34 protein-coding genes and 1 pseudogene are annotated in these 25,544 nt (G+C 55.7%); 4 read left to right on the plus strand and 31 right to left on the minus strand.

Going from position 1 to position 25,544, the window contains the following annotated elements; translation table 11 throughout:
• The first annotated feature begins 161 nt into the window (after positions 1 to 161).
• The 4 genes from htpX to glgX all read left to right on the plus strand — a co-directional run bounded on the left by htpX (position 162) and on the right by glgX (position 8,561).
• Entirely contained in the window at positions 162 to 1,031 is an 870-nt protein-coding gene (gene htpX, locus ABJT94_RS18255) for a protease HtpX (protein WP_348474130.1), read from the plus strand.
• Between the two features lie 142 nt (positions 1,032 to 1,173).
• Positions 1,174 to 3,933, plus strand: a complete 2,760-nt coding sequence (locus ABJT94_RS18260) for a hypothetical protein (protein ID WP_348474131.1) — start codon at positions 1,174 to 1,176, stop codon at positions 3,931 to 3,933.
• Between the two features lie 135 nt (positions 3,934 to 4,068).
• Positions 4,069 to 6,249 (plus strand): 1,4-alpha-glucan branching protein GlgB, encoded by a 2,181-nt coding sequence (gene glgB, locus ABJT94_RS18265; RefSeq protein ID WP_348474132.1) that lies wholly within the window; start codon positions 4,069 to 4,071, stop codon positions 6,247 to 6,249.
• Positions 6,250 to 6,425: 176 nt separating this feature from the next.
• A complete protein-coding gene (glgX, locus tag ABJT94_RS18270) occupies positions 6,426 to 8,561 on the plus strand; it encodes a glycogen debranching protein GlgX (protein ID WP_348474133.1) in 2,136 nt (711 codons plus the stop codon).
• A 149-nt stretch (positions 8,562 to 8,710) separates the two neighbouring features.
• Here the strand turns inward: glgX and ABJT94_RS18275 are convergent, their stop codons facing one another.
• The 31 genes and pseudogenes from ABJT94_RS18275 to ABJT94_RS18425 all read right to left on the minus strand — a co-directional run.
• On the minus strand, positions 8,711 to 9,013 hold the full coding sequence (locus ABJT94_RS18275) for a hypothetical protein (RefSeq protein WP_348474134.1): 303 nt from the start codon (positions 9,011 to 9,013) through the stop codon (positions 8,711 to 8,713).
• A 252-nt stretch (positions 9,014 to 9,265) separates the two neighbouring features.
• The gene (locus ABJT94_RS18280; RefSeq protein ID WP_348474135.1) at positions 9,266 to 11,200 is read right to left on the minus strand and encodes an acetoacetate--CoA ligase; all 1,935 of its coding nucleotides are present in this window, start codon (positions 11,198 to 11,200) and stop codon (positions 9,266 to 9,268) included.
• A 187-nt stretch (positions 11,201 to 11,387) separates the two neighbouring features.
• Positions 11,388 to 11,777: a 50S ribosomal protein L17 gene (gene rplQ, locus ABJT94_RS18285; protein WP_127559608.1), complete on the minus strand. Its 390-nt coding sequence runs from the start codon at positions 11,775 to 11,777 to the stop codon at positions 11,388 to 11,390.
• 30 nt (positions 11,778 to 11,807) lie between these two features.
• Positions 11,808 to 12,809, minus strand: coding sequence for a DNA-directed RNA polymerase subunit alpha (rpoA, locus tag ABJT94_RS18290; protein WP_028671271.1), 1,002 nt, complete (start codon positions 12,807 to 12,809; stop codon positions 11,808 to 11,810).
• Positions 12,810 to 12,832: 23 nt separating this feature from the next.
• Complete coding sequence (gene rpsD / locus ABJT94_RS18295; protein WP_348474136.1) at positions 12,833 to 13,453, minus strand: 30S ribosomal protein S4; 621 nt, start codon at positions 13,451 to 13,453, stop codon at positions 12,833 to 12,835.
• An 18-nt stretch (positions 13,454 to 13,471) separates the two neighbouring features.
• A complete protein-coding gene (rpsK, locus tag ABJT94_RS18300) occupies positions 13,472 to 13,864 on the minus strand; it encodes a 30S ribosomal protein S11 (RefSeq protein WP_028671273.1) in 393 nt (130 codons plus the stop codon).
• A 74-nt stretch (positions 13,865 to 13,938) separates the two neighbouring features.
• Entirely contained in the window at positions 13,939 to 14,295 is a 357-nt protein-coding gene (gene rpsM / locus ABJT94_RS18305; RefSeq protein WP_028671274.1) for a 30S ribosomal protein S13, read from the minus strand.
• A gap of 141 nt (positions 14,296 to 14,436) precedes the next feature.
• On the minus strand, positions 14,437 to 14,550 hold the full coding sequence (gene rpmJ, locus ABJT94_RS18310; RefSeq protein ID WP_348474137.1) for a 50S ribosomal protein L36: 114 nt from the start codon (positions 14,548 to 14,550) through the stop codon (positions 14,437 to 14,439).
• Between the two features lie 35 nt (positions 14,551 to 14,585).
• On the minus strand, positions 14,586 to 15,902 hold the full coding sequence (gene secY / locus ABJT94_RS18315) for a preprotein translocase subunit SecY (RefSeq protein WP_028671275.1): 1,317 nt from the start codon (positions 15,900 to 15,902) through the stop codon (positions 14,586 to 14,588).
• A 6-nt stretch (positions 15,903 to 15,908) separates the two neighbouring features.
• Complete coding sequence (rplO, locus tag ABJT94_RS18320) at positions 15,909 to 16,343, minus strand: 50S ribosomal protein L15 (RefSeq protein ID WP_028671276.1); 435 nt, start codon at positions 16,341 to 16,343, stop codon at positions 15,909 to 15,911.
• Position 16,344: 1 nt separating this feature from the next.
• Positions 16,345 to 16,536 (minus strand): 50S ribosomal protein L30, encoded by a 192-nt coding sequence (gene rpmD, locus ABJT94_RS18325; RefSeq protein WP_127559604.1) that lies wholly within the window; start codon positions 16,534 to 16,536, stop codon positions 16,345 to 16,347.
• 5 nt (positions 16,537 to 16,541) lie between these two features.
• The gene (gene rpsE, locus ABJT94_RS18330) at positions 16,542 to 17,048 is read right to left on the minus strand and encodes a 30S ribosomal protein S5 (RefSeq protein ID WP_028671278.1); all 507 of its coding nucleotides are present in this window, start codon (positions 17,046 to 17,048) and stop codon (positions 16,542 to 16,544) included.
• 10 nt (positions 17,049 to 17,058) lie between these two features.
• Positions 17,059 to 17,409, minus strand: coding sequence for a 50S ribosomal protein L18 (gene rplR, locus ABJT94_RS18335; protein WP_348474138.1), 351 nt, complete (start codon positions 17,407 to 17,409; stop codon positions 17,059 to 17,061).
• 11 nt (positions 17,410 to 17,420) lie between these two features.
• Positions 17,421 to 17,954: a 50S ribosomal protein L6 gene (gene rplF / locus ABJT94_RS18340; RefSeq protein WP_348474139.1), complete on the minus strand. Its 534-nt coding sequence runs from the start codon at positions 17,952 to 17,954 to the stop codon at positions 17,421 to 17,423.
• Positions 17,955 to 17,966: 12 nt separating this feature from the next.
• Positions 17,967 to 18,359: a 30S ribosomal protein S8 gene (rpsH, locus tag ABJT94_RS18345; protein ID WP_348474140.1), complete on the minus strand. Its 393-nt coding sequence runs from the start codon at positions 18,357 to 18,359 to the stop codon at positions 17,967 to 17,969.
• A gap of 70 nt (positions 18,360 to 18,429) precedes the next feature.
• Complete coding sequence (gene rpsN / locus ABJT94_RS18350; RefSeq protein WP_348474141.1) at positions 18,430 to 18,735, minus strand: 30S ribosomal protein S14; 306 nt, start codon at positions 18,733 to 18,735, stop codon at positions 18,430 to 18,432.
• Between the two features lie 11 nt (positions 18,736 to 18,746).
• Positions 18,747 to 19,286, minus strand: a complete 540-nt coding sequence (gene rplE, locus ABJT94_RS18355; protein ID WP_127559594.1) for a 50S ribosomal protein L5 — start codon at positions 19,284 to 19,286, stop codon at positions 18,747 to 18,749.
• Between the two features lie 14 nt (positions 19,287 to 19,300).
• Entirely contained in the window at positions 19,301 to 19,630 is a 330-nt protein-coding gene (gene rplX, locus ABJT94_RS18360; protein WP_213676711.1) for a 50S ribosomal protein L24, read from the minus strand.
• Positions 19,631 to 19,678: 48 nt separating this feature from the next.
• Complete coding sequence (gene rplN, locus ABJT94_RS18365) at positions 19,679 to 20,047, minus strand: 50S ribosomal protein L14 (protein ID WP_127559591.1); 369 nt, start codon at positions 20,045 to 20,047, stop codon at positions 19,679 to 19,681.
• A gap of 21 nt (positions 20,048 to 20,068) precedes the next feature.
• Positions 20,069 to 20,329, minus strand: a complete 261-nt coding sequence (gene rpsQ, locus ABJT94_RS18370) for a 30S ribosomal protein S17 (RefSeq protein ID WP_127559589.1) — start codon at positions 20,327 to 20,329, stop codon at positions 20,069 to 20,071.
• A gap of 1 nt (position 20,330) precedes the next feature.
• Entirely contained in the window at positions 20,331 to 20,522 is a 192-nt protein-coding gene (rpmC, locus tag ABJT94_RS18375) for a 50S ribosomal protein L29 (protein ID WP_028671287.1), read from the minus strand.
• A complete protein-coding gene (gene rplP, locus ABJT94_RS18380) occupies positions 20,522 to 20,935 on the minus strand; it encodes a 50S ribosomal protein L16 (protein WP_127559588.1) in 414 nt (137 codons plus the stop codon). Before rplP ends, rpmC begins: the two co-directional genes overlap by 1 nt.
• Before the next feature lie 11 nt (positions 20,936 to 20,946).
• Positions 20,947 to 21,630 (minus strand): 30S ribosomal protein S3, encoded by a 684-nt coding sequence (rpsC, locus tag ABJT94_RS18385; protein ID WP_028671289.1) that lies wholly within the window; start codon positions 21,628 to 21,630, stop codon positions 20,947 to 20,949.
• Between the two features lie 14 nt (positions 21,631 to 21,644).
• The gene (gene rplV / locus ABJT94_RS18390) at positions 21,645 to 21,977 is read right to left on the minus strand and encodes a 50S ribosomal protein L22 (protein ID WP_028671290.1); all 333 of its coding nucleotides are present in this window, start codon (positions 21,975 to 21,977) and stop codon (positions 21,645 to 21,647) included.
• A 15-nt stretch (positions 21,978 to 21,992) separates the two neighbouring features.
• The gene (rpsS, locus tag ABJT94_RS18395; RefSeq protein WP_028671291.1) at positions 21,993 to 22,268 is read right to left on the minus strand and encodes a 30S ribosomal protein S19; all 276 of its coding nucleotides are present in this window, start codon (positions 22,266 to 22,268) and stop codon (positions 21,993 to 21,995) included.
• Positions 22,269 to 22,289: 21 nt separating this feature from the next.
• Positions 22,290 to 23,117, minus strand: coding sequence for a 50S ribosomal protein L2 (gene rplB / locus ABJT94_RS18400; protein ID WP_028671292.1), 828 nt, complete (start codon positions 23,115 to 23,117; stop codon positions 22,290 to 22,292).
• Between the two features lie 17 nt (positions 23,118 to 23,134).
• Positions 23,135 to 23,431, minus strand: coding sequence for a 50S ribosomal protein L23 (gene rplW, locus ABJT94_RS18405; protein WP_028671293.1), 297 nt, complete (start codon positions 23,429 to 23,431; stop codon positions 23,135 to 23,137).
• Entirely contained in the window at positions 23,428 to 24,036 is a 609-nt protein-coding gene (gene rplD / locus ABJT94_RS18410) for a 50S ribosomal protein L4 (RefSeq protein ID WP_213676709.1), read from the minus strand. The genes rplW and rplD overlap by 4 nt, the downstream gene beginning before the upstream one ends.
• 10 nt (positions 24,037 to 24,046) lie before the next feature.
• Positions 24,047 to 24,679, minus strand: coding sequence for a 50S ribosomal protein L3 (gene rplC / locus ABJT94_RS18415; RefSeq protein ID WP_127559584.1), 633 nt, complete (start codon positions 24,677 to 24,679; stop codon positions 24,047 to 24,049).
• Between the two features lie 114 nt (positions 24,680 to 24,793).
• Positions 24,794 to 25,105 (minus strand): 30S ribosomal protein S10, encoded by a 312-nt coding sequence (gene rpsJ / locus ABJT94_RS18420; protein WP_028671296.1) that lies wholly within the window; start codon positions 25,103 to 25,105, stop codon positions 24,794 to 24,796.
• Positions 25,106 to 25,357: 252 nt separating this feature from the next.
• Positions 25,358 to 25,544, minus strand: a pseudogene (locus ABJT94_RS18425) (elongation factor Tu); the annotation flags it as partial.

The raw sequence follows: 25,544 nt of genomic DNA on the forward strand, positions 1-25,544 counted from the left end.
GCCCCTGGATCATCCGTGGTTCAATCACAACGAATTTCTAACGCATGACACCCCAGCGCTTCACTACAACCCGCCGATTTATACAAAGCTGACCTTTGGCCTACTTGCCAGCCGCGCTGGTGGCCCCATAATAGCGGGACCCATTTCTTATAGGTGTTGTTATGCAGCGCATCATGCTTTTCCTCGGGACGAACCTGGCCATCATTGTGGTGCTGGGTGTCTTTATGAACGTTATTCTGCCCGCTTTCGGGGTTCAGCTTGGCAATACCGGCGGTTATCTGGTGCTGGCCTTTGCCTTTGGTATGGGCGGCAGCTTTATTTCGCTGATGCTCTCCAAATGGATGGCCAAGCGCGCGACCGGTGCTCAAGTGATTGAAAAGCCGCGCAACGCCGAAGAACAGTGGCTGATGGAAACCGTTGCGCGGCTGGCCAAGCAGGCCAACATTGGCATGCCTGAAGTAGCGGTGTTTCCGGCACCCGAGGCAAACGCCTTTGCCACGGGCGCCAGCAAGAACAACTCACTGGTGGCAGTATCGGTTGGGCTCATGCGCACCATGAACCGCGATGAAGCCGAAGCGGTTCTGGCACACGAGATTTCGCACATCGCCAATGGCGACATGGTGACCATGGCGCTGGTTCAGGGCGTGTTGAACACCTTCGTGATCTTCTTTGCGCGCATCGTAGCGCAAATCATCAACAACGCCATCGCGCGCGGTAACGATAATGGCCAGGGCCTGGGTTTCTTCAGCTACCTGGCGGTGGTGATGGTGATGGAAATGGTCTTTGGCGTGCTCGCCAGCATCATTGCCATGTGGTTCTCACGCCAGCGTGAATACCGGGCTGACGCCGGTTCAGCGTCTCTGGTCGGCGCACCGAAGATGATTGCCGCGCTGGAGCGGTTGAAAACCGGGCAGGATTCACAACTGGATGGTCAACTGGTCGCCTTTGGCATCAAGGGCAAGCGCAAGGAACTCTTTGCCTCCCACCCCAGCCTGGATGACCGCATAGCCGCCTTGCGTCAGGCGGCCTGATAGCCGCGTCAGCGCTTTCGCCTTAAGCCTGGCTCCATCCCCCCCGAAAGAGAGGGTGTTAACGGAGCCGGGCATCCTTACGGATATTCTTTTACACTGCGCCTTTCAGACACCCAACCGGTTTTTTTGAAAGGAATCCGCTGTGACTTTTCGTGCGATTGCACTGGCCGTAACGGCCTTGCTGGTGAGCCTGGCACTGTCTGCTCATGCCAACGACCAGGACCGGACCGGTCGGGACTGGCACCAGATATCAATGCCCGGTTTCGATATTGTCTACCCGGAAGGGCTTGAAGCCGAAGCGCGCTATGTGGCGAATCGACTGGGTACTTACTGGCCGGCACTGACCGAATCGATGCCAGCCCACAGACCACCCCGACGCATTCCCATCGTGTTGTCCGCCGCTACGCTGACATCCAACGGCTTTGTACGAAGCGACCCCATTCAATCTGTGTTTTTCAATCAGCCATCCTCACTGGGCGGGCTGGAATGGCTCGACCTTCTAACCGTGCACGAGGGTCGTCATCTGGTGCAGTTTACCCAGCCACTGGATACCACCACCGGACGCGTGGCCCGAGTACTGGCCGGCGAGAACGGCACCATGGCCATCGTGCTGCTGTTTTACCCCAATTGGCTGCTCGAAGGCGATGCCGTCGCCGAAGAGACCCGGCTTACCCAGGGCGGGCGCGGGCGTGTGGCCTCGTTCGATCTGTGGCTCCGTACCCATGAATTGACCGGGCAACGCTACTCCTACGACCGGGCCATGCTCGGCACCGGCTTTGAACAGTACCCCCGGGTCAGCCCCTACGATTTCGGTTATCTGATGACCAGCTACCTGCGACGCGAACACGGCTCGCTGATTCTGGATGAGGCACTCGGAGGAGTTGCCGAACCCGGTGCAGGCTTCACGTTCGATGGTCGCATTCGCACCCTGACCGGCAAGAGCCTGAGCCAGACCTACCACGCCGCCTGGGATGAACTGCACCAGCGCTGGCAAGGCACGGTCGATGCCCTCGACATCACCCCGGTGACGCCGCTGTGGGAACCCGCGTCGGATCACTGGCAAAGCCTCTACCCGGTCGCCATAGACGAAGACTGGGTGCTGGCCGTGGAAATGGATGTAAAAACAGGCAGCCACCTGGTTATTCTGTCTCAGGATGAGACATACCGGGTTGTCACCTTGCCTGCGGCCGTCGCTGCGGGCTACACCGGAACCGCGAAGCAAAAAACGGTCAGTTACGCCAATGAACGTTTTTGCTGGGCTGAAGGCCGGGAGCACCCCCGTTTTAACCGTGACGTCACGCGCGACCTGTATTGTTATGACATTCAAACGTCCGAGCGGTATCAACTGACCGATCTGGGAGACATCACTTCGGCGGGTCAGGCCAGCACCGGGCACCTGCTCGCCCACCGCTTCAGCACGGACCGCAACAGCCAGCTCGATTTGCTAAGTCCGGATGGCCAGAGCCTAAAGCAGATCCAGCTGCCTAAGCGGAGTCTCGCCTTTGATATGTCGGCTAATGACGAAGGCGACTGGGTATTTGCCCTGCTTACCGACGCTGGCACCCAACTGATGCACTGGTCCGGTCAGACCGGTCAACTGCGCACCCTGGCCGGGCCAGTGCAAGGCGAGACCTGGCGTTCCCCGGTGCAGGCTAACGACCGGGTGCTTTACACCAGCGATCGCGGCGGCATCGACAGCCTCTGGGCGCTGGACACGGCCAGCGGCGCCCGTTATCGGATCAGTCAGCGACCCTTCGGGAACTACTTCATCGTTTGGGACGAGCAACAACAGCGGCTGCTCAGTACCGACTACCAGGCCAACGGCCATGCTCTGGTGGAACACCCCTGGCCCGGCGAGTCACAGCCTCAAGCGCACTGGGTGCCCGAAGCCGACGTCGCGCCTCAGGAACCCTACATCGCCCCACTAGCCCAACCGGTCGACCCGGTGCAGATAAACGCAGGCCCGGCCGAACGGTTTCGCTATGCACCCGGCGACTGGCTACCCAACAGCTGGCTGCTAAGCGCCGACAACCAGGCCGCCGCCATTAACCTGTACAACACCAACCTGATGAACACGCTGAGTACCAGCATCAGCCTGGGTTACAACTGGGAAGCAGATACCCCCACCGGGTCCCTGGCCCTCAACTGGCGTCGTTACTGGCCGGTCGTTTCTTTGTCCGCAGAGCAGCAACCCGATGCCGACCTAAACCGGATCGATACCGAAACCCGGCTGGCATTGTCCGTACCGCTGCAGCAAACCCGGGGCGTTGCCCGGATAGGTCTGGAGCCAAGCCTGGGCATCACACACTTGAGAGCCACCGCAATCGATTCAAACGCCTCGGCCGAAGCCAGCTTCATTGAGGCCGGGCTCTCCGGCTATTGGGCTCACCAGGCCGCACCGCGAGACCTACAGGCACCGATCGCCATCGCCCCGGCCGCTCTGCTCGACACCCAACTGGACACCGGCGGCTTCCAGCTCGCTTTGAGCAACTCCGTGCAAATTCCCGGTCTCGCGGACAACCATCACTTCAGCATCTCGGGCCAATGGCAACGCCGTGACCCGGACTTTACCGGCAGCAGTCGCATACCCACTTCCCCCGTGTTCGAATCCGCTCCGGTAACGCTCGATATGGCTGCCAGCCGGGCCAACTATCAGTTCAGTCTCGGACCCGTAGATGCCGCCCTCGGCCGACTACTCTATCTGCGCAGCCTGACCCTGGCGTTCGACGCCCGGGTGCAATACCGTGATGAAGAACAACGCAGCGCATACGGGGTTCAACTGAGCGCACCGTCCAATGTGTTCCGCAACAGTCGTTTGCGACTGGTGCCTACCGCATCGGTGTATTACCGACCTGAGCAGGCCGATTGGGTGCCGACCCTGAGCCTGACACTGGGTGGGTAACGCTGCAAAGCAGATCGCTTCGGTCTACACTGGGAATCAGGTACGGACCCAATAAAAACAGAGGTCGCCTGTTTCAGCCAGAACAGGCCGACCAGACAGGCCACTCGACCAGACCGACAAGGCAGTGTAACCACTATGAATCAACCCGACCGGGAACTCGTCGACCGTTTACAGCATGTACTGGAAGCCCGCCCATTTGATCATCTGGGCGTCTTTGAAACCGACGCCGGCTGGCTGATCCGGGTGTATCAGCCCGATGCCGAGCAACTGGAAGCCCATGATCTGAAAACGGGCAAGTTACTCGGTCGCTTCAGTCGCTGGCCGAACAGCGATGTCTTTGAACTGACGCTCAAGCAAAAAAAACGCCCAGCCTATCAGTTGCATGTACAGGGCAAAGGTGGACACGAGTGGGACGTCATCGACGCCTATCAGTGCATTGAACGCACCTTTGAAGACATGCCCTGTGATTCATCGACGCTGTATAAGACCATGGGCGCCCAACTGTGCTCAACCAAACTGAACGGCACCGAGGTGACCGGGGTTCGCTTTGCCGTCTATGCCCCAAATGCGCGCAGCGTCAGTGTGATCGGGGATTTCAATAACTGGGATGGCCGGCGGCACCCGATGGCCAGCCATCACGATGGCATCTGGCGCTTGTTTGTGCCGCACCTTCAGGCGGGTGATGCCTATAAATTCGAGCTTAAAGACGCGCGCGAGCACCTGCTCCCGCACAAGTGCGACCCCTACGCCTTTGGCATTACCCAATACCCGGATTTCAATTCCATCGTCATCGATCACGGTGCCTACAAATGGCAGGATCAGGCCTGGCAGAAACGCGCCGCCAGTGATCCACGGCACGAGCCGATGAGCATCTATGAGCTGCATGCCGGATCCTGGAAAACCCGGGATGGACAACCGCTTAACTACCACGATCTGGCCGATGAACTGATTCCCTACCTGCTCGACATGAAGTTCACCCACCTCGAACTGATGCCGGTGTCGGAATATCCCTACGATGGCAGTTGGGGTTACCAGCCGATCGGACTGTTTGCGCCGACCAGCCGCTTTGGTACGCCGGATGAATTCAAATACCTGGTCGACAAGTGCCACCAGCACGGCATTGCGGTCATCGTCGACTGGGTGCCGGCCCATTTCCCAGCCGACGAACACGGCCTCGCCCGTTTCGACGGCACGCCGCTTTTTGAGTACGCCGACCCCCAGCGTGGCTGGCACCCGGACTGGAACTCCTACATCTACGATTTTGGCCGCTACACCGTCTGTGATTTTCTGGTGTCGTCGGCGCTGATCTGGCTTGAGGAATTTCACGTCGACGGCCTGCGCGTCGATGCTGTCGCCTCGATGTTGTATCTCGACTACTCGCGCGAGGAAGGCGAATGGACCCCCAACGTCGACGGCGGCAATCACAACTATGAAGCCATTGCCTTCGTGCGCCGCTTCAACGAAACCGTTTATGGCCGCTTCCCGAATTGCTACACCATTGCCGAGGAATCCACCGCCTTCGACGGTGTTTCCCGCCCCGTTTACGCCGGCGGCCTGGGCTTCGGGTTCAAGTGGAACATGGGCTGGATGCACGACACCCTCGGCTACATGAAACAGGACCCGGTGTACCGCAAATTCCACCACGACGCCCTGACTTTCTCGGGGGTGTATGCCTTCAATGAGAACTTCGTACTGCCGCTGTCGCACGATGAAGTGGTGCACGGCAAAGGCACGGTAATGACCCGGATGCCAGGCGATGAATGGCAACAGGCCGCCAATCTTCGCGCTTATTACAGCTATATGTTTGCCCACCCCGGCAAGAAACTGAACTTCATGGGCAACGAATTCGGCCAGACGCTGGAGTGGAATTACCGGGCCCAGCTCGACTGGGGTCTGCTGCAATACCCGCGTCACCGTGGCATCCAGGCGCTGTTCCGGGACCTGAACAAGCTCTACCGCTCTGAGCCAGCGCTATATGAAACCGATTGCGAAGCCGAAGGCTTTGGCTGGATCAACGCCGGCGATGCCGAAGCGAGTGTGCTCAGCCTGTTCCGCCGGTCGCTGGATGGCAAAGAGCTGATGCTGATCATCGTCAACTTCACCCCCATGCCGCGCGAAGATTATGTACTGGGTACTCTGGTGCCAGGCCGGTACGAGGTCGTGTTGAACAGCGATTCGGAATACTACGGCGGCAGCAATTTCCCGACAGCCACCCACTTATCGACCGAGCCTGGCCCGGCCGATGGTCAGGCGCAGCATCTGCGGTTCACCCTACCACCTCTGGGTGCCATGTTTCTGAAACTGATGCCGGAGTGACGCCAGGCCGATACGCCAGGCAGGTCATGTCAGTCTGGGGCGCATTGGCGCATACTCTGGCGATGTATTCGCTCGGGCGTGAGTCGGGCTGAAAGGGCCTGACGCGAGGGGGGCCGCGTAACTGCCGTCGCTGACGCCCGGGTCTCACAGACGCCCGCTTCACCACGAGGTTTTCAATGTCGAGCTCAACATCCGCAGCCGAAATGCGGCTTGAACCCGGGCACCCCTTTCCGCTGGGAGCCCACCCGGGAGATAACGGCTGTAACTTTGCGATCTTCAGCCCCCAGGCAACCCGGGTACTGCTGTGCTTTTTTGACGATCAGGATCAACCCTGGGGCGAGCCATTGCCATTACACCGCACCGGTGACATCTGGCACGGCTATGTTCCCGATCTAGTGCCCCAAACGCGCTATGGATATCGCGCTGAAGGCGAGTTCAAGCCCGGCCTGGGGGCCCTGTTCAACCCGAACAAGGTACTGCTCGACCCCTACGCGGTGGCGTTGTCCGGCCCGTTTGAACCCAATCGCAGCCTCTACGCACATGATGCCAGCGATCTTACGTGCCTGAAGCCCTGCCCCATGGACAGCGCCGCCCTGGTCCCGAAAGGCCTGACCCCGGCAGCGGACGACTTTGACTGGCAGAACAGCCGGGCGCCGAAAACTCCCTGGCCCGATACCGTCATCTATGAAGCGCACGTTAAAGGCTTCAGCCAGTTGAACCCGGCGGTGCCCGAGCACCTGCGCGGCACCTACCTCGGCTTTGCCCATGAGGCGAGTGTGGCCCACCTGCAGTCACTGGGTGTCACCGCTGTGCAGCTGATGCCCTGCTTCGCCTTCATGAGTGAGCCCCGCCTGCCAAACCTGGGGCTGACCAATTACTGGGGCTACAACCCGGTGTCTTTCTTTGCCCCCGACCCACGCTATGCCGTCGACGATGCCGTCACCGAGTTCAAAACACTGGTACGCGCCCTGCACCAGGCTGGCATCGAAGTCATCATGGACGTGGTCTACAACCACACCGCCGAATCCGATTTGCTCGGCCCCTGCGTCAGCCAGAAAGGCCTGCACGGGCCCTGGTTCTACCGGCATCAGCAAGGAGACTTCAGCCACTTTATCGACAATACCGGGTGTGGAAACAGTGTGAACCTGCACGAGGAGGTAACGCTGCAACTGGTGATGGATAGCCTGCGCCACTGGTTGCAAACCTACCGGGTCGATGGTTTCCGTTTTGATCTGGCTGCGGCACTGGGCCGCGAGGAATGGGATTTTTCCAGCCGGGCGGCCTTTTTCATGGCCTGTAACCAGGACCCGGTGATTCGCCATTCAAAGCTGATCGCCGAGCCCTGGGACATCGGCCGGGGTGGCTATCAACTGGGCAACTTTCCCGCCAACTGGTACGAATGCAACGATCGCTTTCGCGATACCCTGCGCCGCTTCTGGCGGGCTGACATGGGTGTTATGCCAGAGCTGGCCAATGTACTGATGGGCTCGCGGGATGTGCTCAACAAGAACGCGCATTCAAGTTCAACCAGCCTGAATTATGTGACCTACCACGACGGTTTTACGCTCCACGACCTGGTGTCCTACAACGACCGGCACAACGCCGCCAACCAGGAACGCAACCTCGATGGCCATGGCAACAACCTGAGCTTTAACTGGGGAAGTGAAGGCGACACCGACGATGGCAACATCCTGGCGCATCGCCAGCAGATCAAGCGCAACATGCTGGCCACCTTGCTGTTGTCGCAAGGCGCTGTGCATCTGCTCGGCGGTGACGAGTTGAATCGCACCCAGCAAGGCAACAACAACGCCTACTGCCAGGACAACGAGATCAGTTGGGTTCACTGGGATCAGAAGGACGGTCCATTTCAGCGTTTTATTGCCCAGTGCATTAGCATACGTCAGTCCAGCACGCTGTTTCGCAATTTGGTGTTTGATGCGCCAGCGCATTCTAATGCACCGGTGACGACGGACGCCGTGCACTGGTATCGCAACGACGGGTACGCCATGGAAATCCGCGACTGGCAAAACCCTCATACCCGCTGCCTGGGTATCCTATTGTCTACCGACATCCGCAACCCGGCGATCAATCTGCATCGGTGTGAGGAATATTATCTGCTGATGCTGAACAGCGGTGGTCACGATTGCACCTTCACGCTGCCGGCCAATCCGCACTCGGGCTGGAAGGTGGAGTTCGATACGGCGCGCAATGAGGGCCTGAGGCCGGAACAAACGGAACGCATCAGGCGGGATTATGAGCTTAAGCCTCACTCGCTGGTATTACTGAGCCGGTGCGATCCCTACACAGAATAAAAAAGGGCCCCTTACGGGGCCAAATGTCGAGGAGTACTCAGAGAACCAGACGGGTTCTCCGCCATCCAACCGATCGAGCAGTCGAATGGCTAACCGGTGATGACCTCCACCGGCGAGAGGACTGCGGGGAATGCCCCTGGTACGGCGGGTTATTGCATCCAGGAGCGAGAATTTCCGGCTGTCTGCCGGGACGAGGCGTCGTGATCACGTCGATCGTAAGCCTGGTCGAATAATTGCGCTTGTTGCTCAGATAGGGGCATCCAGTCAGCATCGGGCCAGCGAATCCGGTAATACGTCAGATCGGGCACGTAGCTGGTATCGTCGTCACTGACCGCACCCCAGCACAAAACGGTTTGCTGAGCTTGTTGCGAGACAATGACCCCCATGGTCGCGCGATATCCCGGATGCGCATTAATGTATTCAAAAACAGTGGAAATGGCTGATTGAGTCACAGTGAATCCCTCCCTGCATTATCGTCTTGTTGTTGTTGTACTTCTTGAGCAGCCTTACATCGGCTGACGGGAGCCACTATAAGCGGAATAACGGACAGGAAAAGCGCGACGTTCAAAGTAGCGGTCCATGCTACTGAGGGTGTCGTATAGTGCGACGATTCGGGGGTACCAGGAATCCGTGCAAGCCACCAGGTCGGTTAATCCTGCTGATCTGCACGAACACTCGCCTGGTTCCAGGTTAACCAGGGATAACTATAAACCAGCGTAATAATCCCGGTAGGCCTGCAAGGATTCAGGGTTAGACAACGCGGTCAGGTTAGCGGGCTCTTCACCGCGCAGAATCTGGGTGACAGCGAGCTCGACTTTCTTGCCAGAGCGGGTATAGGGAATGGCCGGTACCTGAACGATGTCGGCCGGGACGTGGCGCGGCGTGGTGTTTTCGCGGATGCGCTGACGAATGCGGCCAGTCAGTGCCTTGTCCAGCTGCTGCCCTTCAGGCAGCTGCACAAACAGAATGACCTTCACGTCACCGTCGACGGCCTGCCCTACTACCAGGGAGTCTGCAACCTCCGTTAGTGTCTCTACCTGACGATAGATCTCCGCAGTGCCAATACGAACGCCTCCGGGGTTCAGGGTGGTGTCACTGCGGCCGTGAATTACCGCCTGGCCTGCGTCATCGAATTCGATAAAATCACCATGGGCCCAAACACCGTCAAAGCGCTCAAAGTACGCGGCCCGGTAACGCTCGTCGCCTGGGTCGTTCCAGAAGCCTATCGGCATGCACGGTGCAGGTTGTGCACACACCAGCTCGCCGCGCTGGTTAACAACCTTCTCCCCGGCCTCATTCCAGGCCTGCACGTCCATACCAAGATTGGCCCCCTGAATCTTACCGCGCACGACCGATGACCAGGGGTTGCCACCGACAAAGCAGGAGACAATGTCGGTACCACCCGAGATGGATTGCAGCATTACATCCGGTTTTAAGGCTGAGTAAACCCAGTCGTAGTCTTCCGGCGCCAGTGGCGAACCCGTCGAAAAAACCGTGGACAGAGCGCTCAGGTCAAAGGTTTTGCCGGGCTCGAGGTCCTGCTTGCGACAGGCAGAGAGGTACTTGGCGCTGGTGCCGAAGTGGGTGATGCCCAGCTTGTCCGCCAGCTGCCACAGCACATCCGACCGGGGGTACATGGGGTTACCGTCGAACAAAACCAGCGACGCACCGGTCATCAGACCCGAAGCCAGCCAGTTCCACATCATCCAGCCCGTTGTGGTGAAGTAGAAAAACACGGAATCCTGCGAGATATCACCGTGCAGCCGGAGTTCCTTGGCATGCTGCAACAGAGTGCCCCCGGCCCCGTGTACGATGCACTTGGGCTTGCCGGTGGTACCGGAGGAATACAGGATATAAAGTGGGTGATCGAACGCCAGTTCCAGTGGAGGAGCCACGGGCCATTCGCGATTGACCACCTCTTCCCATTGCCAGGCACCGTCGATCACGTCGGCACTGGGCAGTGTATCGACCTGTACCCACTGCCGCACCGTTGGCAGCGCTGCTTGCAGGCTCTTAGCGACCCCGGTACGTTCGATAGCCTTTCCACCATAGCCATACCCATTGCCGGCGATCACCACCTTGGGTTCTACCTGACCGAAGCGATCAAGCACGCCCTCGTAGCCGAAATCGGGCGACGCTGAAGTCCAGACAGCACCAATTCGGCTTGCGGCCAGCATTCCAATGATCGCCTCGGGAGTATTACCAAGGTAAGCCGCCACCCTGTCTCCAGGTTCTACGCCGCACTCATGTCGCAGAAAACCAGCCAGTCTAGCCACCGCCTGGCGCAGATCGGCGTAACTATAACGGTGCTCGTGGCGAGTCTCTGAAATCGCAATTAGAGCCGTGTCCGCATCACGGCCGACATGCAACAGGTTCGTACTGAAGTTCAGACGGGCCTCGGGAAACCAGCGCGCGCCAGGCATGGTCGACTGCTCGAGTACAGTCTCACCCGGATTTCCCTGCACACCGGCAAACGCCCACAGCTCGCGCCAGAACGTAGTCAGGTTCTGTACCGACCACTGCTGCAATGCCTGGTAGTCTTCTAATTCTACCGGGTATTTGCGCTTCAACAGGTCGGCAAAAACACCCATTTGGGATTTGGCCTTTTGTTCGGCCGAAGGCGTAAATAGCACAGTCATAGCATGGCTCAGTCTGTTGTTTTTATAAGCCTCGAGCCTACTGCTTTTATCACCTTTGGCAATGAACCCGGATCACGGACCGGTTCGATGCACTGTTCTGCTGAGCTTCCACTTTGCTTTTACAGCACCCACAAAAAAACCGCCCGGAGGCGGTCTTTGGGGTCTTTCCAATAGTTTACAGCGGGGCTTAAGAAGCCTCGTCGACCACTTCACCGTCTACAGGACGGTCTACCAGCTCAACAATCGCCATAGGCGCGTTGTCACCAGCACGGAAGCCACACTTCAGCACACGCAGGTAACCACCCGGGCGAGCCTTGTAGCGAGGACCCAATTCATTAAACAACTTACCTACAGCTACCGGAGAGCGAGTACGATCGAACGCCAGACGACGGTTGGCCACGGAGTCTTCCTTGGCCAGAGTAATCAGGGGCTCTGCGAAACGACGCAGCTCTTTTGCCTTCGGCAAGGTCGTTTTAATCACTTCGTGCTCAAACAAAGAATTGCACATGTTTTGGAACATGGCTTTGCGGTGAGCACTGGTACGGTTAAAGTGACGACCAATTTTACGATGACGCATTGTTACATTCCTTACCAGCCGGACATAAGGTTACGAAAGAACCTTATCGTCATTCTTCAAACTTGCAGGTGGCCAGTTCTCGAGGACCATGCCCAGAGAAAGACCCTTGGATGCCAGAACGTCTTTGATTTCAGTCAAAGACTTCTTGCCGAGGTTCGGTGTCTTCAGCAGTTCTACTTCGGTGCGCTGAATCAGGTCACCAATGTAGTAGATGTTTTCTGCTTTCAGACAGTTGGCCGAACGTACTGTCAGTTCCAGATCGTCGACCGGACGCAGCAGGATAGGATCGATCTTGTCTTCTTCCTTCTCCGGCTCGCTTTCAGCATGGTGATCCAGGTCTACAAAGGCCGCTACCTGCTGTTGCAGGATGGTGGCTGCACGACGAATCGCTTCTTCAGGATCCAGGGTGCCCTTTGTTTCCAGCTCAATCACCAGCTTATCCAGGTCTGTACGCTGCTCTACACGCGCCGCATCGACGTTGTAGGCAACCCGAACGACCGGGCTGTAGGTAGCATCCAACTGCAGTCTACCGATGGGTTTACTCTCGTCTTCACCACTGCTGCGGGATTCCGCAGGGACATAACCACGGCCAGTGGTCACACGCAGCGTCATGCTTACATCCGCATTGCTACCCAGGTGGGCAATAATGTGATCCGGATTGGCCACTTCAACGCCATGATCCAACTGGATATCGCCCGCGGTCAGATTGCCTGCGCCTTTCTTCTTCAGCGTCAGGGTCACTTCTTCGCGGTCGAACAGCTTGACGGCGACGTCTTTCAGGTTAAGCAAGATTTCCTGTACGTCTTCCTGCACACCTTCGATAGTGCTGTACTCGTGCAATACACCGTCGATCTCAACGTCGGTGATTGCGGCGCCAGGCATGGACGACAGCAGGATACGACGCAGCGCGTTGCCCAGAGTGTGACCGAAACCGCGCTCAAGCGGCTCGAGCGTGATCTTGGCCCGGTTGGCGCTGATTTCCTGCACATCGATATGACGTGGCGTCAAAAAGTCGTTGGCTGAACGCTGCATAGATGCCCCTATTTGCAGTGAGATTACTTGGAGTACAATTCCACGATCAGGTTTTCGTTGATTTCCTGACTCAGGTCAGCACGTTCGGGTTTGGACACGAACTTGCCTTCCATCTTCTTGGCATCAACTTCAACCCAGGAGACGGGCGAACGCTGTACAGAGATATCCAGCGCGCTTTGAATACGCAGCTGAGTCTTGCTCTTTTCGCGGATCGCCACGACGTCACCCGGTTGTACCTGGTAGGACGCAATGTTGACGGTTTCGCCGTTCACCAAAATGGCTTTGTGTGCAACCAACTGACGAGACTCGGAGCGGGTAGCACCAAAGCCCATGCGGTATACAACGTTATCCAGACGGGTTTCAAGAAGTTGCAACAGGTTTTCACCGGTAGCACCCTTGGAACGGGCCGCAGCCTTGTAGTAGTTACGGAACTGCTTCTCAAGAACACCGTACATGCGACGGACTTTCTGTTTCTCGCGCAGCTGTACGCCATAATCTGACAAACGACCGCGGCGTGCACCGTGTACACCAGGAACGGTTTCTGCTTTACATTTGGAGTCGAGTGAACGAACTCCGCTCTTCAGAAACAGATCTGTGCCTTCACGACGAGACAGCTTACACTTAGGACCAATATAACGTGCCATTAAACTCTGTCTCCTTTATTACACGCGGCGCTTCTTGGGCGGGCGGCAACCGTTGTGAGGGATGGGTGTCACATCGGTAATGTTGCTGATTCGATAGCCACACGCGTTCAATGCTCGTACCGCAGATTCGCGACCTGGACCGGGGCCTTTCACCTCGACGTCCAAATTCTTCAGACCATATTCCTGGGCTGCAACACCGGCTCGCTCAGCGGCGACCTGGGCTGCAAAAGGAGTGCTCTTACGAGATCCACGGAAACCGGAGCCACCGGAAGTTGCCCAGCTCAGGGCGTTTCCTTGGCGGTCCGTAATGGTCACAATGGTGTTGTTAAAGGACGCATGGATGTGCGCGATGCCATCAGCGACCTGCTTTTTCACCTTTTTGCGCGACCGGTTCGTACCTGGCTTTGCCATCTTCGATTTCCTATGCAAAAACTGTTATCAATACTGTGGTCAAAAGACCTGATTCAAGCGACCTTCAAACGGTGTTAGCGTTTGATCGGCTTCTTCGGACCTTTACGGGTGCGGGCGTTCGTCTTCGTACGCTGGCCACGCAAAGGTAGGTTACGACGGTGGCGGATACCACGGTAGCAACCCAGATCCATCAACCGCTTGATGTTCATCTGAATTTCACGACGCAAGTCACCTTCTACAGTGTACTTGCCGACTTCATTACGGATCTCGTCCAGCTTCTCGTCGGACAAATCCTTCACTTTAGCCGTAGGTTCAACCCCAACCGATGTACAGATGGCATAAGCAGTGGTGCGACCAATACCATAGATATAGGTCAGCGAGATCACCGCATGCTTGTTGTCAGGAATATTGACGCCTGCTATACGGGCCATTCAACTTACTCCGTTATCAAACGTTTAATAGAGCCGTTGTGGCTCTATTAATGAACCCCCTATTTAAGGGGCGCGAGATGATAGCGCCTGGGCTTTACAAAATCAACCCGTAATGCCCTGACGCTAACCAACCGACTGCAATTAACCCTGACGCTGCTTGTGCTTTGGATCCGTGCAGATCACACGAACAGCACCGTTACGGCGGATAATCTTGCAGTTACGGCACATTTTCTTGACTGACGCACGTACTTTCATGCTTCACTCCAATAACTGGTAATCACTCAGTCTCTTCAGTTGTTGCCAATCGACTTCAGATTGGCCTTTTTCATCACTGACGAGTACTGGTGGGACATCAAGTGACTTTGCACCTGAGCCATAAAGTCCATCACAACCACCACCACGATCAACAGCGAGGTACCACCAAAGTAAAACGGAACGTTGGCGGCTATCACCAGGGCCTGGGGCAGCAAGGACACAGCGGTAATGTACATCGCACCAAAGAAGGTCAGCCGTGCAGACACACCGTCGATATAACGGGAAGTCTGCTCACCTGGGCGAATCCCCGGTATAAATGCACCGGACCGCTTCAGGTTTTCAGCCACATCCTTCGGATTGAAGGTTACTGCTGTGTAGAAATAGCAGAAGAAGACGACTGCGAATGCGAACAGCAGAATGTACAGCGGCTGGCCCGGACTGAGCAGCAGAGCGATATCCTGCATCCAGCCCATACCGTCACCACTGCCAAACCAGTTACCCAGCGAAGCCGGGAACAGCAAGAGGCTGGAGGCAAAGATGGGCGGAATCACACCGGCCATGTTGATCTTCAGCGGCAAATGACTGCTCTGAGCCTGGAACACCTTACGACCTTGCTGACGCTTGGCGTAATTGATGGTGATCCGGCGCTGGCCGCGTTCAATAAAGACAATGAACGCTACCACAGCCACCGCAACCAGACCGATCAACAGCAGAGCAATAATGCTGAGTTCACCCTGACGGGCACTCTCAAAGCTCTGGCCGATTGCACCGGGCAAGCCCGCTACAATGCCCGCGAATATCAGCATGGAAATACCATTGCCAATACCGCGTTCAGTGATCTGTTCACCCAGCCACATCATGAACATGGTGCCGCAAGTCAGCGTGACCACGGCAACAAAGTAAAATGACGGACCAGTATCGAACGCTATGTTCTGGCTGGCCAGACCCGCCGAGAGGGCGAAAGACTGGATAATTGCCAGCACCAGCGTGCCGTATCGGGTGTACTGGCTCATCTTGCGACGGCCAGCTTCACCTTCCTTCTTGAGCTGTTCCAGATGGGGACTCACGACCGTCAGGAGCTGCATGATAATCGACGCGGAAATGTACGGCATAATGCCGAGCGCGAAGATACTCATACGTTCCAGTGCGCCACCGGAGAACATGTTAAACATGCTCAGGATGGTGTCACGGTTACGCTCGAACAATGCAGACAGACTGTCCGGGTTAATACCCGGAACTGGAATGTGTGCACCGATACGGTAGACCAGGAGCGCTAACAGAAGGAAGCGAAGGCGAGTCCAAAGCTCGCCCAGCCCTCCTTGCGACCCGGCCGGTAGTCCTTGTCTGGTCATGGAGAATTATTCCTCTACCTTTCCGCCCGCAGCTTCAATGGCTGCCTTTGCACCCTTGGTGACTTTCAGACCCTTGACCGTAACGGCCTGGCTGATTTCACCTGACAGGATGACACGCGCCCGCTTGATCTTTTCACCGATGATATCGGCTTTTTTCAACGCAGCGAGATCCACAACCTCGACACCGGCCTTGACCAGTTCGTGCAGGCGAATCTCAGCGACAAAAGGCGCCTGACGGGAGGTAAAACCAAATTTCGGCAAGCGACGCTGCAAAGGCATCTGACCGCCTTCGAAACCTGGTTTGACGGAACCGCCTGAACGGGACTTCTGACCCTTGTGACCACGACCGCCGGTCTTACCCAGACCAGAGCCGATACCACGGCCAACCCGCTTGGGAGCGGTTGTCGAGCCCTCAGCGGGGCTCAATGTATTCAGAAACATGTTACTCACCCTCAACCACGCGAACCATATAGTTCACTTTGTTGATCATGCCACGAACGGAAGGTGTATCTTCCAGTTCGCGGACCTGGCCCACCTTCTTCAAACCCAGACCCTGAACGCACAATTTATGCTTGGGCTGAGTTGCGATGGGGCTGCGGAACAGCTGAACCTTTACTGTTTTTGCTTTAGCCATGTCCGTTACTCCGTAATGTATTCGACGGACTTGCCACGCTTGGCAGCCACATCTTCAGGAGAACGCATCTTGGCCAAACCGTTAACGGTTGCACGTACGACGTTAACCGGATTGGTTGAGCCGTAGCACTTGGCCAGAACGTTTTGCACACCGGCAACTTCCAGAACGGCACGCATCGCGCCGCCTGCAATGACACCAGTACCGTCTGAAGCAGGCTGCATGTATACCTTGGAAGCGCCGTGACGGGCGTTTACCGGATATTGCAACGTGCCTTCAGTCAGTTGAACCTGGATCATGTTGCGGCGAGCCGCGTCCATCGCCTTCTGGATCGCAACAGGCACTTCACGCGCCTTGCCACGGCCAAAGCCGACTTTACCATTGCCGTCGCCAACAACTGTCAGTGCAGTAAAACCGAAAATCCGGCCACCTTTCACCACTTTGGCTACTCGGTTTACCTGGACCAATTTTTCCTGCAGATCGCCGCCAGCTTGAGCTTGATCGTTATTTGCCATCATTCGCACCTTAGAATTTCAGGCCACCTTCACGGGCAGCGTCTGCCAAAGCCTTCACACGGCCATGGTATTTAAAACCAGACCGGTCAAAAGCCACCTGTTCGATACCGGCTGCCTTGGCCCGCTCTGCGATCAGAGCGCCTACCTTGATAGCGGCATCTACGTTACTCGTCGCGTCTTTACGCAGCGATTCGTCCAGCGTAGACGCTGATGCAACCACAACGCTGCCATTGGGAGCGATGACTTGCGCGTAAATATGCTGGTTCGACCGGTTTACACACAGACGGTGCACGCCCAATTCGCGGATCTTGATGCGGCTGCGGCGAGCACGGCGTAAACGGGATACTTTCTTTTCGTTCATGACCTATGCCCTTATTTTTTCTTGGCTTCTTTACGACGGACGTATTCATCCGCGTACCGAACACCTTTGCCTTTGTACGGTTCCGGCGGACGGAACGCACGAATTTCTGCGGCGACCTGACCCAGCTGCTGCTTATCGGCGCTTTTCAGCACGATTTCAGTGTTGCTAGGGGTCTCGGCCGACACACCTGCAGGCAGGGTGTAATCGATCGGATGGGAGAAGCCCAGTGTCAAATTGACGGAACTGCCGGATGCTTTCGCACGATACCCGACACCGTTCAGTTGCAGGCGCTTTTCAAAACCGGTGGTGACACCGACAACCATGTTGTTAACCAGAGCACGCATAGTGCCTGACATGGCGTGCGCGATCTTGCCTCCATCACGGGGGGCAAAGGTCAGCGTGTTGCCGTCCTGCTTTATTTCTACAGAACCGTGCAGATTGGTTTCAAGAGCTGCATTGGAGCCCTTGACAGAAATCTTGTCGCTAGCGAGCTTGACTTCCACACCTGCCGGAACCGTAATAGGAGCGTTAGCTATTCGAGACATCGTTCAACTCCCTTAGAAGACTTCGCAGATGATTTCACCGCCCACACCCGCAGCACGGGCCGCGCGGTCGGTCATAACGCCTTTGGATGTTGAAACGATGGCGATACCCAGCCCGCCCGATACCTTGGGCAGCTCGTCGCTGCCGCGGTATTGACGCAGACCTGGACGTGAAACGCGCTTGATCGATTCAATCACCGGCTTGCCTTCAAAGTAACGCAGGGTGATGTGCATTACCTTTTTGCCTTCGCCCTCAACAGAAAAGTCATCCACGAACCCTTCGTTCTTCAGCACGGTCGCAACAGCGATCTTTTGCTTTGAAGACGGCAGGGTAACAATGGCGTGACTGGACTGCTGAGCATTACGGATACGTGTGAACATATCCGCAAGTGTGTCTTGCATGCTCATTCAATATTACCTCTAAGTGTACAGCGAGTGCGGTAACCGGGGCGACATGCCCCAGTCCGGACCACTTTGCTTACCAACTTGACTTTTTCAAACCCGGAACATTGCCCAACATGGCTTGTTCACGCAGCTTGATACGTGACAGACCGAACTTGCGGTAAACCGCATGTGGACGGCCGGTCAACTGACAGCGGCGCTGCAGTCTAACAGGACTTGCGTCTCTTGGCAGCTTTTGCAGCGATTGCTGTGCTTCCCAAACCTGCTCATCAGTACTGCTGGAGTCTTTGATGATCGCTTTGAGCTTTGCACGCTTCTCAGCATACTTGGCGATGGTCTTGATGCGCTTGGCTTCACGCGCCTTCATACTTACTTTAGCCATGACCTTTCCCCTTAACCTTTGAATGGGAAGGCCAGCGCCTTCAGCAATGCGCGACCTTCGTCATTGGTGCGAGCAGTTGTGGTCACGGTAATATCCAGACCACGCAGCTTATCGACCTTATCGTATTCGATTTCGGGGAAGATAATCTGCTCTTTCACACCCATGCTGTAGTTGCCACGGCCGTCGAATGACTTGGGGTTGATACCCCGGAAGTCACGCATACGCGGCAATGAAATGTCGATCAGACGATCCATAAATTCCCACATACGCTCACCGCGCAGTGTGACTTTACAGCCAATCGGCCAGTCTTCACGAACTTTGAAACCCGCGATGGACTTGCGCGCCTTGGTGACCATGACCTTCTGGCCAGCGATCGCTTCAAGGTTTGCAACAGCGTTATCCATCTGCTTTTTGTCGCCGATAGCTTCGCCCACGCCCATGTTCAAGGTGATCTTGGTGACGCGCGGGATTTCCATGACGTTCTTGTACCCGAACTCTTCTTGGAGTGCAGGGACAGCGTCAGTTTTGTAGAGCTCTTTGAGTCTAGACATGTCGTATCCCGCCCTTATACACCAATTTCTTTCTTCGTGGACTTGAAGATGCGGACCTTGGTACCGTCTTCTTTGATCAAAAAGCCAACCCGGTCGCCCTTGTTGGTTTCTGAATTGAAGATCGCTACGTTGGAGGCCGCAATCGGAGCCTCTTTCTCGACGATCCCGCCCTGGACACCCAGGTTCGGGTTCGGCTTCTGGTGCTTCTTCATCAGATTCACACCAGATACCACAAAACGCGGGCCTTTCTTGGCGTCGCTGATCACCTTGGTGATCTTGCCGCGCTTGCCTTTGTCTTTCCCGGCAATTACGACAACGTCGTCGCCACTTTTAAACTTGTTCATTCGCTACTCCACTTCCTGCTACCGTCCAGTAACGTAAGCCCAGAGGGCTTACAGTACTTCCGGCGCCAGGGAAATGATTTTCATAAATTTCTCGGTACGCAGTTCACGGGTCACCGGGCCAAAGATCCGGGTGCCGATCGGGGCGTGCTGAGTGTTAAGTAACACCGCAGAGTTGGTGTCAAAACGGATCACGGATCCGTCAGGGCGACGTACACCCTTGCGCGTGCGCACAACAACAGCGTTCATCACTTGACCTTTTTTGACCTTGCCGCGAGGAATTGCTTCCTTCACGGAGACCTTGATCAAGTCACCAATGCCGGCATAGCGACGGTGAGAACCGCCCAACACCTTGATGCACTGGACGCGCTTGGCACCGCTGTTATCCGCAACGTCTAAAACGGTTTCTGTTTGAATCATCTCTCAAACTCCCAGGCGCTGTTAAACGGTAGTCGCACGTTCTTCAACGCGAACCAGACGCCAAGTCTTGGACTTGGACAAAGGACGGCATTCTTCGATGGTGACGAAGTCGCCGATCTGGCACTCATTGTTTTCATCGTGCGCATGCATCTTGGTAGAACGCTTTACGATTTTCCCGTAAATCGGGTGAGTAACCGTACGCTCTATCTTTACGGTAACGGTCTTTTCAGCCTTGTTGCTGACGACCTGACCGGTCACGGTACGGGCTGTTTGTTCAGACATATCAAGCACCTGCTTTCTGAGTCAATACTGTTTTGACACGAGCGATGTCCTTGCGGACTTGCTTCAGCAGATGCGTCTGAGTCAACTGACCCGTCGCTTTTTGCATGCGATATTTGAACTGATCGCGAAGCAACTCCAACAGGGTGTTATTCAGCTCGTCTACGGACTTTTCACGAAGATCACTAGCGTTCATTACATCACCTGCCGTTTAACAACAACGGTTGATATCGGCAATTTGGCAGCTGCAAGGCGGAACGCCTCCAAGGCTACATCTTCACCAACACCTTCCATTTCGTACAAGACTTTACCGGGCTGAATCTGAGCTACCCAGTATTCTACGTTACCCTTACCTTTACCCATCCGAACTTCCAAGGGCTTCTTGGAAATGGGTTTGTCCGGGAAAACGCGGATCCAGATCTTGCCGCCACGTTTAATGTGACGTGTCATCGCGCGACGAGCAGCTTCGATTTGACGAGCTGTAATGCGTCCGCGCCCTGTTGCCTTCAGCGCGTACTCGCCGAAGCTCACTTTGCTACCGCGCAGTGCCAGACCGCGGTTACGGCCCTTTTGCATTTTGCGGAACTTTGTACGTTTAGGTTGCAGCATCTACGTACTCCTTACCGTGAAGCCTTTTTCTTGGGCGCCTTGGCTTGAGCACGAACTTGCTCGATACCACCCAGGATTTCGCCTTTGAAAATCCACACTTTGATACCGATCACACCGTAAGTGGTGTGTGCTTCGGCCGTAGCGTAGTCGATGTCAGCACGCAGCGTGTGCAAGGGAACGCGACCTTCGAGATACCACTCGGTCCGCGCAATCTCAGCACCACCCAAACGGCCACTGACCTGAATCCGAACACCTTTTGCGCCATTGCGCATCGCGTTCTGCATCACACGCTTCATAGCGCGGCGGAACATGACACGACGCTCGAGCTGGCCAGCTACAGACTGGGCAACCAGTTTGGAGTCCAGATCAGGCTTGCGGATCTCTTCGATGTTAATGTGCACCGGAATCCCCATCATGGCGGATACTTCCTGACGCAGCACTTCTACATCTTCACCTTTCTTGCCGATGACAATGCCAGGGCGAGCGGTGTGGATGGTGATTTTGGCGTTCTGCGCAGGACGCTCAATCACGATTTTACTTACTGACGCTTTTTCCAGTTTCTTCTCCAGGTAGCTGCGAACCTGAATATCGTTCAACAGCTTCTTGGAGTAATCCTTGGAGTCGGCATACCAGACCGAACTATGGTCTTTAGTGATGCCGAGCCGGATCCCGGTGGGATGTACTTTCTGGCCCATCTGTCATTCTCCCCTTATTTCTCGGCAACCTTGACCGTAATGTGGCTCGTACGCTTAAAGATACGATCAGCACGGCCTTTAGCACGCGGACGGATACGCTTCATGGTCATACCTTCATCTACAAAGATGGAGGCGACTGAAAGCTCATCTACGTCTGCACCGTCATTGTGTTCTGCATTCGCAATGGCCGATTCCAGAACCTTCTTGACGATTGCAGCACCTTTTTGAGGGCTGAATGTCAGCAGATCCAGGGCTTCCGCCACTGACTTGCCGCGAATCATGTCTGCTACAAGACGACCTTTCTGAGCAGACAAGCGAGCACCGCGTAATACAGCTTGTGTTTCCATCATGTCTACCCTCTATTACCGCTTAGCCTTCTTGTCCGCAACATGACCCTTATAAGTACGAGTCAGCGCGAATTCACCCAACTTATGACCCACCATGTCCTCTGTGACATAAACAGGTACATGTTGACGGCCATTATGGACTGCAAAGGTCAACCCGACGAATTCCGGGAAGATTGTGGAGCGACGCGACCAGGTTTTCAGGGGCCGTTTGTCACCGTTTTCCAGTGCAGCCTCTACCTTCTTCATCAAGTGCAGGTCGACGAATGGACCCTTCTTAAGTGAACGTGGCACAGCCTTTTCCTCTTATTTCAGTTACTTCGAAGAACGACGACGAACGATGTACTTGTCCGTGCGCTTGTTCTTACGAGTTTTGTATCCCTTGGTGGGAACACCCCAAGGCGTGACCGGATGACGTCCACCCGAGGTTTTACCTTCACCACCACCGTGCGGGTGATCGACCGGGTTCATTACAACACCACGAACCGTCGGACGGACACCACGCCAGCGAGTAGCACCGGCTTTACCCAATACACGCAGGCTATGTTCAGAGTTGCTCACTTCACCCAGGGTGGCGCGGCAATCTGACAGAACTTTACGCATTTCACCGGACCGCAAACGCAAGGTGGCATAGGTGCCTTCGCGCGCGACCAGCTGAGCTGAGTTACCTGCAGAGCGGACCATCTGGCCACCCTTGCCGGGCTTCATCTCAATGTTGTGAATCGTCGAACCCAGAGGAATGCTGCGCAGTGGCATGGTGTTGCCCACTTTGATTGGCGCGTGCTCTCCGGATACGATCTGATCACCTGCCGTCAAACCGGCCGGCGCCAGGATGTAACGACGTTCACCGTCTGCGTACAGAACCAGGGCGATGTTCGCAGTCCGGTTCGGATCGTATTCCAGACGCTCAACTTTGGCATTGATGCCATCTTTGTTGCGCTTGAAATCAACCTTGCGGTAATGCGACTTGTGACCACCACCAATGTGACGCGTAGTAATGCGACCCATGTTGTTACGGCCACCGCTCTTGGACTGCTTTTCAACCAGTGGCGCGTATGGCGCACCGGTGTGCAGTTCGGCGTTGTAAGTCTTGATAACGTGACGACGTCCAGCTGACGTCGGCTTTGCTTTAACAATAGCCATTGTTCGCAACCCCTACCTTATTCTGCCGCCAGGAAATCAATTTCTTGGCCTTCAGCCAGACGAACATAGGCTTTTTTAACGTCGTTACGCTTACCAACGCCGCGCTGAGTGCGCTTTACCTTGCCCTTCTGGATCAGAGTGTGAACAGACTGAACTTTAACTTCGAACAGCTGCTCAACGGCCTTCTTGATTTCCGGCTTAGTTGCATCCTTGGCCACACGAAATACGTACTGGCCAGTGCCTTCCGCTACGATGGTCGCTTTCTCGGAGATGTGCGGACCGTAAACGACCTGATAGATGCGTTCCTGGTTCATGCCAAAACCTCCTCAAGCTTCTTGAGCGCGGCAACAGTAATGACCACTTTTTCGTAGGCCACCAGGCTTACCGGGTTGATGCCAGCAACATCACTGACTTCAACGTGCGGCACGTTGCGAGCAGACAAGTACAGGTTTGAATCAACGTCGTCAGAGACGATCAAAGCATTACTCACGTCCAATTCTTTCATTTTGGACAGGAACGCCTTGGTCTTTGGCTGTTCAATGCCCAGACCTTCAACCACGATCAGACGGTCCTGACGAACCAGTTCTGACAGGATTGATTTCATCGCACCACGGTACATTTTGCGGTTAACTTTCTGCGACCAGTCCTGAGGACGAGCTGCAAAAGTCTTACCGCCGCCGACCCAGATGGGCGAGCGAATGGTACCGGCACGGGCACGGCCTGTGCCTTTTTGACGCCAGGGTTTTTTACCGCCACCGGCTACATCAGAGCGACTCTTCTGAGCGCGGCTGCCTTGACGGCCACCGGCCAGGAAGGCGTTAACGACCTGATGAACCAGAGCTTCATTGAATTCTTTGCCGAACGTCGCGTCGGAAACTTCAACCTTGGCGCTGGCTTGTCCTGCAATATTAATATCCATTGCTTACCTCTTAGCCTTTAACCGCGGGTTGAACAACAACGTGAGAACCTGTTGCACCGGGCAATGCGCCCTTAATCAACAACAAGTTACGCTCTGCGTCGACGCGAACGATCTCAAGTGACTGCACAGTAGAGCGCTCAGCACCCATGTGGCCAGACATCTTCTTGCCTTTCCACACACGACCTGGCGTCTGGCACTGGCCGATAGAGCCCGGTGCGCGGTGAGACAGTGAGTTACCGTGAGTTGCGTCTTGCATGCTGAAGTTGTGGCGCTTGATCGCACCAGCGAAGCCTTTACCCTTGGAGGTTCCGGTCACATCCACACGCTGACCTGCTTCGAACAGGACAACGGTCAATTCTTCGCCAGCCTTCAGTTCGGCTGCTTCCTTCAGAGTGAATTCACGAGTGAACACACCGGCTTCAACACTGGCTTTCGCGAAGTGTCCTGCCTGAGACTTGGTGACGCGATTGGCACGACGAGTACCAGCGGTTAGCTGGACTGCATAGTAGCCATCGGTTTCCACGCTCTTTACTTGCGAGACCCGGTTGGGCTCGACTTCTACGACGGTCACTGGAATGGAAACGCCGTCTTCAGTGAAGACGCGAGTCATGCCAGTCTTACGACCAATCAGACCAATTGACATTTCTTTCTTTCCTCTATGTACGGGGCTAAAACCCGCTATGGCCGCCCAGTTACTGCGCCTGTAACCACTTAATGATTTACTGCAGCTTGGGCTGTTACATTAGAGACTCAGCGATTAGCCGAGGCTAATCTGTACGTCCACACCTGCCGCCAAATCCAACTTCATCAACGCGTCTACGGTCTTTTCAGTTGGCTCAACGATATCCAGCATGCGCTTGTGAGTACGAATTTCGTACTGATCACGCGCATCCTTGTTCACGTGCGGAGAGACCAGCACGGTGTAGCGTTCTCTGCGAGTCGGCAACGGGATCGGGCCCCGCACCTGTGCACCAGTACGCTTAGCCGTATCGACGATCTCCTGAGTCGAAGCATCGATCAGGCGATGATCGAACGCTTTCAAGCGTATTCTGATCTTTTGGTTCTGCATGTGACCAAAGCTCCAAGATTGTTAAACAGCAATATACCCCCGGGAAATCAGGGGAGGCGTATTGTATGTATCTTGAGCAGGGCTGTCAACGGCGATTAGGAAAGGAGTTGTAGGCGGGATTTTCAGTTAAGAATCAGAGGGTTAAAGCAAAAGAGGCGCCTTTTGGGCGCCTCTTTTAGAGCGGTTAGCTGCGAGCTTCGAGTTATGAGCCGTTACTAACCGCTCGTCGCTCTCAGCTCTCAAAGCCAATCTTTACTTAATGATCTTCGCTACAACACCCGCACCTACGGTACGGCCACCTTCACGAATCGCGAAACGCAGACCTTCGTCCATCGCGATCGGAGCGATCAGGGTAACGTCCATCTTGACGTTGTCGCCCGGCATGACCATTTCTACGCCTTCCGGCAGTTCACAGGCACCGGTTACGTCGGTGGTGCGG

The sequence above is a fragment of the Saccharospirillum sp. genome, from assembly GCF_039982735.1.
Classification (GTDB): domain Bacteria; phylum Pseudomonadota; class Gammaproteobacteria; order Pseudomonadales; family Natronospirillaceae; genus Saccharospirillum.